This is a genomic window from Nitrospirota bacterium (genome assembly GCA_030645475.1).
Lineage (GTDB): Bacteria > Nitrospirota > Nitrospiria > Nitrospirales > Nitrospiraceae > Palsa-1315.
The window spans coordinates 126,357-136,954 of the sequence record JAUSMA010000068.1; the positions used below are offsets into that span (position 1 = coordinate 126,357).

The window sequence follows — 10,598 nt, forward strand, 5'->3', positions numbered from 1 at the left end:
TCGGAGGGTCCTTCCGCACAACTTGAAACCTGAAACTAGGAACGAGAAACTCTTAGCCGAATCCGTGTCACGAAGCAGGGTACCAGACGAACAACATGAGATAGACCAGATAGGCTGTCACCATGGTGCCGGAAAATGTCCAGACTAAGAGTTGCCCCAACCGGCGATGCATCGATAGCCTGGAGGACATCGCGCCCACGCTCCCGTAGCGAATCCGGTGGAGCCCCATGTAGAGATTGTAGCCGCCAAGGCCGATCGTCGTGACCGCCAGCGCCATATGGACGGAAAACAGCGGCACATAGAGCGACCAGTAATGCGAGTCCGGCCCTCCGAATTGCTCCCGCCCGAAGAGGACCTGCTTCAACACGTAGGCCACGAGCCAGATCCCGACAATCGTGCAGGCCACGATCATACGGCGTGAATGATGGGAGACATCATGATGGTGCGCCGAACGGACACCCACCATCGCGACCAAGTAGGCACCCGTAAGGCTCGTCAACACCGCGTACCAGAGAAACGCTTTCAGGTCCATGTATCCCGCCTCACACCGGTGATGGGCTGCATGCGATGAAGCCGACTGGGTCCTGGCGAGACAACAGCTCGCAGGTAGATCTGTATCGGTCGATTCCGTCCAAATCTATACGGCCCTGGCCCTTCCCTTCGCAGGTAAGGAGGCTATGTCGAGCGCAGATTCGTCGGAGTGAGCTCGGGGCAATCCAGGGTAATCACCACTTCATTCCCCTTCCCCCGATACTCCAGACTGGTGAAGCACAACTGATGTGCAATCGCGATCCCCCGTCCGTGGAGATCGTACGCGCGCTCCGGCGTAAATTCCAGGTAAGGCCGCCAGTCGAATCCCGTCCCTTGATCTTGGATGACCAAAAGAATCGAACCAGGCTCGCGGTCAAACTCCACGGTGGCATATCGAGCGGCATATTCCGGCATCGCGAGGCGGCGTACGACGTCCTTCTCCCAGCTTCCGGTAGCCAGGAGCGCCGACTTCTCCTGATAGGTAATACCCAGATTCCCATGCTCCACCGCGTTGAGCATCAGTTCGTAGATCCCGACACCGACCTTCTCGGGGTCGGGAAAGAGCCCGGCGATCAGCGAGGCGAGGCTCCTCGCTTCAGCGAGCGTGCGGAAATGGAACCGTCCGGCACTGAGGAGCGTAAACGCATGAGAAATCGACTGTGCCTGCGAACGCATATGGCGATGCAGCGCATACCCCTCGATAGCCGAGCGGACGATCGCCAGCAAGATCGGTTTCTCATACGGCTTGGTGAGGTAATAATAGGCGCCGGCACTGAGCCCCTCACGGACGGACTCCGTGGAGGCCGCCGCGGTCTGCAGGATAACGGGAATCGACTTGATCGCCGGATCGGCTTGCATCAGCGCCAGCAAGGCCATGCCATTCATCTTCGGCATCATCCGATCCAGCAGCACGGCGTCGAACCGATCCGGGTCTTCCTGCAGCAAGGCCCAGGCCTGTTCACCGTCCGAAGCCGTGACAATATGATACTCGGCTTCCGCGAGACTTTCCTGGATGATCTCAAGATTCACCGCATCATCGTCGACGGCAAGGATGGTCGTCGTCCGCTGTTCCATATTAAATCTCCCCTGTCACGACGGTGTCCACGACTGCAGCTGGAAGCGTGAAGGTGAACGCGGAGCCGCCCTCCACATTGTTCACGGCCGAGATGGCTCCTCCGTGGGCTGCGACAATCTCGCGGCAGATGGACAAACCCAAGCCTGTCCCACCGGCTCCGGTCTTCGTTTTTCTGCTCTGCACAAACTTCTCGAACACTTTGCCCAACTCGTCGTCAGGAATACCGATCCCTTCGTCCCTGGTGGTCACAGCAAGAACGGGATGTCCCTGTGGAAACGCCTCGTCAGGCAGGGGCATCTGCTGAGTCATGGCCATCGTGATCGTTCGGCCATTCGGCGTGAACTTGATCGAGTTGGACAGGAGGTTATAGAGGACCTGGGTGATACGAAGGCCATCGCAGAGCACAAGGGTGGGTTTGTCGCAGGGATGCACGATCAGGGTGAGAGATTTCTGCTTGGCAAGCAGCTCGACCTGCTCCACGACCGTGCGCACCAGCACCGCCATGTCATGTTGTTGCATGTCGTAGATCATCTTGCCGGCTTCCAGTTTGGAGAGATCCAACAGACCGTTCAGGAGAGCCAGCAGCCTGGCGCCGCTCTCATGGATACGCTGGAGATACAGAGGCAACTTCTCCAGCGTGTGATGCTGCAGTTTTTCGGTCCCCAGACTCGCGAAGCTCATGATGGCATGCATCGGCGTTCGCAGCTCATGGGACATGTTGGCCAGGAACTCAGATTTAGCCAGGTTGGCCGACTCGGCCTTTGCTTTTGCCGCTTCCAGATCCAGGGTCCGCTGAGCGATGTCATGCTCCAGCCTGGCATGGTACTGATTCAGCATCGCTTCAGCACGTTTATGAATGAGAAAGCGGGCGATCTGATTGCCAACAGACTGCAGCATCTGGACCAGTTCGGGATCCGGTTCCTGAATCGTCCGAGTGAAAAACTCCAGCACGCCCAGCGTCTGGTTCTCGACCCCCACAGAAAACGCGAGCCCGCTGCGAAGCCCCACCTGCTCGGCGATTGCCATTCTCGGAAAATTTGAATCCTGCCGAATATCGAGTATCTGGAACGAAGCCGCACTGTCCCACACTCGACCGGGTAGGCCAACGCCACGGGCAAAGGTTATGCTGGCGCTCTCCTGGAGAAAAGACTGTCCGTCGAAATCCGGCGTCTGCCAACTCTGTTTCAGCCGCAGCAGGTCCTGCTCCACCTCCCACAACGAACCCACCGGCCAGCTCAGATCGACACAGACGGTCTTGAGAATTTTCGATACCGTCTCCTCCCTGCTCCCGCTCTCAGCCAGGACTCTGTTGATGTCATGTTCGATCGCCTGAAGTCGCGCAGTCTTCTTGAGGAGCGTGATGTCCCGAAGAAACGCGGTAAATATCGAGCCGCCGATGTGGCTGCTCTCCGTAATCGCAATCTCCACGCACAACGTCTGGCCATTCCGATGCAGGGCCGGCAGTTCCAATCGCCGGTTCAGCAATGTCGATGTTCTCGTGTGAACGAACCGCTGAAATCCAGCCTCATGCGAGGCTCGGAATCCCTCTGGAACAATGAGGTCGCTTAGACGCTGCCCCAGGGCTTCCGTCCGATCCCAACCAAAGACCCGCGAGGCCTGCGGGTTCCACTCCACGATAAGGCCATGATCATCCATCGAGATGACGGCATCGAGCGTGGCCTCGATGGTCTGCCGGATACGCCGCTCGCCGAGCTGTGCCAGTCGCTCCGCCTCTCTCGCCAAGAGCCATTCACGTTTCACCATATTGTTGGCATACAGCAGCGCGATCCCTAACGGGACGAGAATCGCCGCAAGACCGATTCCCACTGTTTGGAGGGTCGCCGCGATGGCCCCCAGGACAACCGTTTGATCGACCCGGATCAGCACTCTCCAGGGCAGTCCGATAAAGTCCGGCTTGGCTGCCACTGAGGCAAAGCCGGTGATGACCGGGACTCCGCGGCGCAGATGGACTTCCTCAAGCCACCCCTCCTTGAGTGATTCAGACTGTACGACTGATCGCACACCGAGCGCACGGAGGTTGTCCTCGTTCCGAGACGTCGAGTCGATAAACGCATGACCGGCGCCTGACAGCACCTGATACTCGAATTGCTGAATCAGACTGAGGTCCTTCGAAAATGTAATAAGCGCGGCAAACGCATCCGTTTCCAGCGACTCCGCCGTCAGACAGGAATGTGCCACGCCGAAGAACGTGCCCTCCGCACTCCGTAGTGGAGTGGAAAACGTGACCGCACATTGTGCCCGCTCCGACTCTGCGGTGCCAGAGTCTGTCACCACGATGGTTCCGGTCTCGGCGCTGCGCCGAAACCAATCCCTGTGAGAGACATCGGCCCCGACCTCAGAAGAATCGGTTGCCGCCATCACCCGCCCATGTCGGTCCGCGAACATGAGTCCGGAATAGGCAGGATAGACCTCTTTGAAGGTCATCAAGAGCTGCGAGATGTCGCCTCCGGTCATCGAGCGATCGGCGACAAGGGATGAGAGCACCTGGATGTCGCCGTACCGCTCATAGAGCACGTGTCCAAGGGTGGTGGCGACGACGTGAGCGGTGAGCTGGAGCGCCTCGCCGCTTTGCATCACCAGATGCCGTTTCACGAAGTACGGGATGAAGCCGGCACCGAGAAGGATCGTCACGAGCAGGAGCGCGAGCCCTTTCGATAACCACAAATGAGGATAGCCGATGTTCTGGCCTACGGGGATTTGAGAGTCTGGCAGAGGGTGCAAGCTGGCCATGGCAAACGAACACTCCGCTTACTGGATTGTCGAACGTAACAGACTCAGGTCAAGGCTGAGGTTGAACGATGCTGATCGCCGCCCAATCGTGACCTCAGCCTGCTTCACTCGCGTCGGGCTGCCCCGCTCTCTCGCTCAGCATCCTGAGAGAGGACCGGCAAGAGGCCGAGACAGACATCCCGGCCCCCTGCCCTAGCCAGGCTTCATGCCGGTTAGAATTCCTCGAATTCATTGTCCTTCTGCCTGCGATCCTTGCCGTTACCGGAGGCGACACCGATAGTTTTTTGAAGAGGGGTTTCTTCACCGGCCCTGCCGAATGAACGTTGGGCTGCAGGCTATGCTCCTGCCCGATCTGCGTAATCTTGAAGGCCCAACCTGGCTCATGAGTCCCTGCGCCTGTTCCTTCATAGACTGGCTGGCGCTCGTCGCCTCTTCCACCAACGCGGCATTCTGCTGCGTGGTTTCATCCATCTGCACGATGGCCTTATTCACTTGCTCGATCCCGGCAGCCTGTTCCTGCAAGGCCGCCGTGATCTCCGCGATGATGTTGGCGACCCGTTTGACCGAGCCCACGATCTCCGTCAGCGTCTTGCCGGACTGATCGACCAACACGCTGCCGGCCGTGACTCGTTGCACGGACTCGCTGATGAGACCCTTAATTTCTTTCGCAGCAGTTGCCGACCGCTGCGCCAGATTGCGGACTTCCACAGCAACCACGGCGAACCCGCGACCATGTTCTCCGGTGCGAGCCGCTGCCCATCAGATTGCTGTCCGGCAGAGAGCAGTAACGTTGGCGTTACACCCGACTTCCGTCCATACCAATATCCGCAGGCCGACCCGACAATCACTCCACTGGCAATCGAGACAAGAGTATCCAGAGGCTCTTCATATTCGTCTTAATCATTCACACCCTGTCAGGATCAGGCCTGTGCAGCAGTGAGATACCCACCGATTCGTTTCATCTTCTGCACAATCTCGACAGAGGCGCCGGTCACGCAGAGACGCTCCGTCTGCAATACAGCTACAATGAGTTGAAGCGCCGAGCCATCTACCTGTCCTATATGTGAGAGATCGAGCGTTCCCGTTCCTCCACAGGACAGCAGCTCCACCAAGCTGTCCTTGAATGCCGTCACTTCAAAAATCGTGAGATCCCCGGTCGGCGCATACTGTTTCGAACTCGCATCCATCACGTTCCGTGCCCTCATGTTAAGACGGCTGATTATCCGCCATTATCAAATTAGTCTAACCACCCTATTTATTAGCCTGGCTACCTAGATTATCGGCCCAATACTTAAATACTTAATCTCACCTTACACATTTGATTCCTTACCATCATTTGGCCGTATCCAACCAGGGCCATATTCTATTCAGATAGCCACAGACTCTCGTGAGATAATAATCGAACACTACGTAATCCTTCTCCCACAGGGTACGAGCCTCATGAGTATCGGACCAGTCAATGTCACAAGAGAAGCGACGCTGCACCCTGCCCCTCGACGCCCCCTCTCCGGGTTCGGCGTGAGTACGGCTGTGGCCAGAGACTGTCTGGGAAGCGAAAGAAGAGTAGGCTTGTTGACCGCTGGCGGTCCTAGTGGGGCAACGACGAGGGGGACATCAACCTGGAGGGAATATCTCCTGACATAGTGGATTGCCCCTGCATTGATCCGTCCGAAGAGACGGCTGCCCCCTCGGGGACTATTGGCTGGCCTGCCGCATCGACTGGTGGAGGGATCCATTTCTTTTCCAGCACGACGATTTCGACCCGACGATTTTTCGCCCGATTCTCCGCTGTCTCGTTGGGCACGAGCGGTCTGGAATCGGCATACCCGACGGCCGACAGGTTCTGCATCGACACCCCGTACAGTTCACCTAATGCCCGGACGACCATCACCGCTCGCATCGAAGAGAGTTCCCAATTCGAGGGAAACTGCGCCGACCGGATCGGCACATTGTCCGTATGGCCTTGCACCCTGACCTGACGATCGAGTTCGACCAGCACCTCAGCAAGCGTCTGGAGAAATGGCAGGGCCTCGGGACGAAGCACCGCCGCTCCGCTCTCGAACAGGACCAACTCCGGCAGCGAGAGGACAATGGTGCTCTCTCCCGGCTCGGTCATTAGGATTGGTTCGATTCTGGCAGACACCTGGAGCGCCTTCAGGGCCTGACGCAGACGTCGGACCGCCATATCCCTTGAGGGGATCACATTGGGCACAATGGTGGTCGGCTTGTTGGCACCGACTTGAAACGGCGTGGGGGAAGCAGGCGGACTGACGATTGGATTTAAGGCTGCCTTAATAGACTCACTCACCGTGCGAAACTTGCCCTCGTTCACCGAGGAGATCGAGTACATGACGACGAAAAACGCAAAGAGCAGGGTGATGAAGTCGGCATAGGACACCAGCCACCGCTCGTGATTTTCGTGTTCTTCGTGTTTCTTTTTGCCCATTGCGTATCCGACTGAAGAAAAGAGCTTATAGCGTATGGCTTATGGCAAGGATTCAGCGCTGGAACTGCCGAAACCAAAGATCGATTCTCTTTCCCGACAGACAGTATTTTTCCGAGCCATCAGCTATAAGCCATTAGCTATCAGCTCCGCCCTCCCACGAGCAACGCTTCACTTCTTGGCTTCTTTCGTACGTTCAGACTCCGGCAGGAAGCCCTCGAGTTTTTCCTGTAAGAGGCGCGGGTTCTCGCCTTGCGCTAATCCCACGAGTCCCATGATGATCATCATGCGCGAGCCCGCTTCTTCCTTGATCTTGAATTTCATCTTGCTGGCCAGCGGAAGAAAAAATAGATTGGCTGCGGCGACACCGTAGACCGTCGCCACGAAGGCGACGGCAATGCCGCCTCCAAGCTTGGAGGGATCTGCCAGGTTTTCCATGACGTGAATCAACCCGAGCACCGCGCCGATGATACCGACGGTCGGCGCATAGCCGCCTGCGGCCTCCCAGACCTTCGCGGCGTTGAGGCCTTCTTCCTCGTGATGTTCGACGTCGATCTCCAGGATCTCATGCACCACCTTGGGGTCGGTCCCATCGACGATCAATTGCACACCTTTACGGAAAAACGGATCGTGGATGTCTTTCAGTTTACCTTCAAGCGCCAGCAGCCCTTGTTTGCGAGACACGTTCGCCAGATCGAGGATCGTCTTGATGGTGCCCTTGTTGTCGTGTTTCGGATTGATGATGCCGAGGCTGATCATCGAGATCCCTTTCAACACGACGGACAGCGGATTCTGCACGCAGACCGCCCCGATGGTGCCACCCATCACGATGATGAAGGCGGTGAGCTGCATGATAGAGCTGAGATGGCCGCCTTCGAGGGCCTGCCCCCCGACGATGGAGCCGAGTGCGAGGACGATTCCTAGAATTGTTGCAATATCCACGTCGCGCAGTTCCTTCTCAGTTCAGTGACTCGATCCAGCACGTACCTGTCCGGCCCTTCACCCATGCTTTCGTACTATAGCCAGACCAGCGTTGGCTCTGGTACGGTGCACAACCACACGGATTGGGAGGTCGATGTGAGCGAACTGGACTGCCTGATACTCGATGCCAAACAAGCCATCCTTCACGAACAATATCGACGGTTCCAGGAGCTCCAACAGGAGAAGAAGTGGGCCGAAGCCATGCAACAATTTCAAACCACGATGAGCTGCGCCTCCGACCTCCTGAACGAATCGCTCGGGCTGTTGGAACGCGTCATCGAAAAACAACGGCTGAAGTCTCAGCTCCCTCCGTCTAGTGGCCCGCCCCCTGCCCCGTAACCGCATCCACCGTAGCCTGCTCATTGGGCATCAACAGACGATTCAGATCCAAGACGATCAAGAGTCGATCCTCGATCCGCCCGATGCCCTGCGTGAATTCGGCGCCGGCAGAACTGCCGAACGCCGGAGGCGGTTCAATCGTGGATTTCGGAATACGCAGGACCTCCACGACTTCATCGACGATCAATCCGACCATCCGCTGCCGAACTAAGACCACCATGATGCGGGAATTATCCGACTTCTCGACCGGCGGGAGCCCAAAACGCCGCCGGAGATCCAGGACCGGAATGATCCTGCCGCGCAGATTGATCACCCCTTCGACGTAGGCCGGCGCCTTCGGCACCCGCGTGATTTCGACCATGCGATTGATCTCCTGGACGCTCAATACATCCAGCGCAAATTCCTCACGGCCGATCAGGCAGGTGACCAGTTGACGGAGGTCATCGCCGGCTACGGCTTCCCTGGTCAGTACACCAGCGCCCCCACCCTGGCCCTGTTGCGCCTCGACTTTTTCTTCGACAATCATCGGCATCTCCTCTCTTCAGCGTGATGCTAGACCTTGAACGATCCCACAATACTCTGCAGCTCAACTGCTAACAGACTGAGAGCATGGCTCGCTTTGGCCGATTCGTTGGCACCAGACGCGGATTCCTTCGTCACCTTCGCGACATTCTCAATGTCGTTGGCGATTTGCTGCGTGGCCACCGACTGCTCTTCCGAGGCCACCGCAATCTGGCGAATCATATCCGCGCTTTCGGAGACCATTTGCACGATGCGCGTCAGCGCTTCGCCGGTCTTGTTGACCAGTTCGACACCGCCGCTGACTTTCTGTGTCCCCTGTTGCATCGAATCGACGGCGCCGCGCGTATCATGTTGAATCTGACGGATCATATCGCCGATTTCCTTCGTGGCTTTGGTCGTCCGTTCCGCCAACTTGCGGACTTCGTCGGCGACGACGGCGAATCCACGTCCCTGTTCACCGGCTCGGGCGGCTTCGATCGCCGCGTTTAAGGCCAGCAAATTCGTCTGGTCGGCGATATCTTCAATGACGCGAACGATTTCACCGATTTGATCTGACGACTTGCCCAGCTCGGCAATGATCGTCGCCGAGTTGGACACAGCTTCCGACAGGTGTTGCATGCCGGAGATGGTATCGGCCACCACCGACCCGCCGTTCTTCGCGGTTTGCACGGTCTCTTGCGCCAGCGTCGCGGCCTTGCCGGAATTCTGAGCGACCTGGCTGACGGTCGAAGTCATTTCCTCCACCGCGGCGGCGGTCTGTGCGGCACGAGAGGTCAGGGTATCGGTGCCCCTGGAGATTTCCTCCGCGGTCGCGGACAGTTCGACCGACGCGGAGGCGACCTTGTCGGTCACATGGGCGACTTTGCCGATCATGTCCTGAAGCTTCTCCGAGCAGAGATTGAAGGATCTGGATAGACCGGCGACTTCGTCATGTCCATGTACCGGCACCCGCTGACTCAGGTCACCCTTGGCAAATTGGCCGAATGCCGCCATGAGTCCATGAAGCGGCTGTATGATCGACCGAGCGACAAAGAATCCGACGAGCATGGCGATCGCTCCGATTCCTAACCCCAACACAATCGATTGGCGAAGGTGCTGCTGGACACGATTGCCGGCCTCTTCTTCCAATCGCTGCTGCCAAGGCACGGCCAGCGTAATGACCTGGTCAATGGCCAGACGATGTTCGTTGTACGTTGTCTGCAGAACGCCTGCTGCGAGCGCGCGCGCTTTACTTACATCGCCGGCGAGCAACGCAGGAATATACTCGTTATCGCGCGCGTCTAAGAACGCCTTCCCATGCTTATACGATGCAAGAGTCAGCCGCTCCTTGATCTCGCCTTCCGGAAGTGCCTTCACCCAGAAGCTGTGACGGGACTCAAACTCTTCCCGCAATTGTTTGCTCTTGGACACCAGGCTGACGAGTTGTGTGCGGTCCTGCACCAGCAACATCTCCAGTGCAACCAGATACGACTCGATCAAATACTCAGGAGGAGGCAAGACGTCGGCCACCAGGTCCTTCGTCATCACGATCTCGGAATAGATCGGACCGGCCACCTTCACTTCTTGAAGCCCCATATACATGTCGGTGAAGACAACGGACAGCGCCAAGATAAATGGCCCCGCCAGCGCGAGCAACTTCCACTGCATCGACAGGCAACTGAAATAATATTGCACGTGCTTCCTTTCGAACTCTCCGGCCCGCCCTGGACGCCGCTGTCACAGGCGTCCAGGGCTCAGGGTGAATCCTGCTCATCACACCTTGAACGATCCCACAATCCCTTGCAGTTCGACGGCCAACTGGCTCAGGTCGTGGCTCGCTTTGGCCGATTCGTTGGCGCCAGACGCGGATTCCTTCGTCACCTTCGCGACATTCTCAATGTCGTTGGCGATTTGCTGCGTGGCCACCGACTGCTCTTCCGAGGCCACCGCAATCTGGCGAATCATATCCGCGCTTTC

The 10,598-nt window shown here is 57.7% G+C and carries 10 protein-coding genes and 1 pseudogene; 1 reads left to right on the forward strand and 10 read right to left on the reverse strand.

The window, feature by feature from the left end; translation table 11 throughout:
• Nucleotides 1–67: 67 nt before the first annotated feature.
• The 7 genes and pseudogenes from Q7U76_14915 to Q7U76_14945 all read right to left on the reverse strand — a co-directional run bounded on the left by Q7U76_14915 (nucleotide 68) and on the right by Q7U76_14945 (nucleotide 7,742).
• Complete coding sequence (locus Q7U76_14915; GenBank protein ID MDO8357676.1) at nucleotides 68–532, reverse strand: DUF420 domain-containing protein; 465 nt, start codon at nucleotides 530–532, stop codon at nucleotides 68–70.
• A 143-nt stretch (nucleotides 533–675) separates the two neighbouring features.
• Complete coding sequence (locus tag Q7U76_14920) at nucleotides 676–1,605, reverse strand: response regulator (GenBank protein MDO8357677.1); 930 nt, start codon at nucleotides 1,603–1,605, stop codon at nucleotides 676–678.
• Between the two features lies 1 nt (nucleotide 1,606).
• Nucleotides 1,607–4,357, reverse strand: coding sequence for an ATP-binding protein (locus tag Q7U76_14925; protein MDO8357678.1), 2,751 nt, complete (start codon nucleotides 4,355–4,357; stop codon nucleotides 1,607–1,609).
• Nucleotides 4,358–4,657: 300 nt separating this feature from the next.
• A pseudogene (locus tag Q7U76_14930) lies at nucleotides 4,658–5,110 on the reverse strand (methyl-accepting chemotaxis protein).
• A 167-nt stretch (nucleotides 5,111–5,277) separates the two neighbouring features.
• The gene (locus tag Q7U76_14935) at nucleotides 5,278–5,547 is read right to left on the reverse strand and encodes an STAS domain-containing protein (protein ID MDO8357679.1); all 270 of its coding nucleotides are present in this window, start codon (nucleotides 5,545–5,547) and stop codon (nucleotides 5,278–5,280) included.
• Nucleotides 5,548–5,945: 398 nt separating this feature from the next.
• Complete coding sequence (locus tag Q7U76_14940; GenBank protein ID MDO8357680.1) at nucleotides 5,946–6,803, reverse strand: flagellar motor protein MotB; 858 nt, start codon at nucleotides 6,801–6,803, stop codon at nucleotides 5,946–5,948.
• Nucleotides 6,804–6,971: 168 nt separating this feature from the next.
• The gene (locus tag Q7U76_14945; protein MDO8357681.1) at nucleotides 6,972–7,742 is read right to left on the reverse strand and encodes a flagellar motor protein; all 771 of its coding nucleotides are present in this window, start codon (nucleotides 7,740–7,742) and stop codon (nucleotides 6,972–6,974) included.
• A gap of 135 nt (nucleotides 7,743–7,877) precedes the next feature.
• On the opposite strand from Q7U76_14945, the gene Q7U76_14950 reads away from it, so the two are divergent.
• Nucleotides 7,878–8,120, forward strand: a complete 243-nt coding sequence (locus tag Q7U76_14950) for a hypothetical protein (GenBank protein MDO8357682.1) — start codon at nucleotides 7,878–7,880, stop codon at nucleotides 8,118–8,120.
• Here Q7U76_14950 and Q7U76_14955 read toward each other — a convergent pair.
• The 3 genes from Q7U76_14955 to Q7U76_14965 all read right to left on the reverse strand — a co-directional run.
• Nucleotides 8,095–8,646 (reverse strand): chemotaxis protein CheW, encoded by a 552-nt coding sequence (locus Q7U76_14955; protein ID MDO8357683.1) that lies wholly within the window; start codon nucleotides 8,644–8,646, stop codon nucleotides 8,095–8,097. The genes Q7U76_14950 and Q7U76_14955 overlap by 26 nt on opposite strands.
• A 26-nt stretch (nucleotides 8,647–8,672) precedes the next feature.
• Complete coding sequence (locus Q7U76_14960) at nucleotides 8,673–10,316, reverse strand: methyl-accepting chemotaxis protein (protein ID MDO8357684.1); 1,644 nt, start codon at nucleotides 10,314–10,316, stop codon at nucleotides 8,673–8,675.
• A gap of 78 nt (nucleotides 10,317–10,394) precedes the next feature.
• The coding region (locus Q7U76_14965) for a methyl-accepting chemotaxis protein (GenBank protein ID MDO8357685.1) at nucleotides 10,395–10,598 on the reverse strand (204 nt) is incomplete at its 5' end.

Coding starts and splice junctions, on each gene's coding strand:
- Q7U76_14925 (MDO8357678.1), bottom strand. CDS start 4,357: ATGGCCAGCTTGCACCCTCTGCCAGACTCTCAAATCCCCGTAGGCCAG.
- Q7U76_14915 (MDO8357676.1), bottom strand. CDS start 532: ATGGACCTGAAAGCGTTTCTCTGGTACGCGGTGTTGACGAGCCTTACG.
- Q7U76_14940 (MDO8357680.1), bottom strand. CDS start 6,803: ATGGGCAAAAAGAAACACGAAGAACACGAAAATCACGAGCGGTGGCTG.
- Q7U76_14920 (MDO8357677.1), bottom strand. CDS start 1,605: ATGGAACAGCGGACGACGACCATCCTTGCCGTCGACGATGATGCGGTG.
- Q7U76_14955 (MDO8357683.1), bottom strand. CDS start 8,646: ATGATTGTCGAAGAAAAAGTCGAGGCGCAACAGGGCCAGGGTGGGGGC.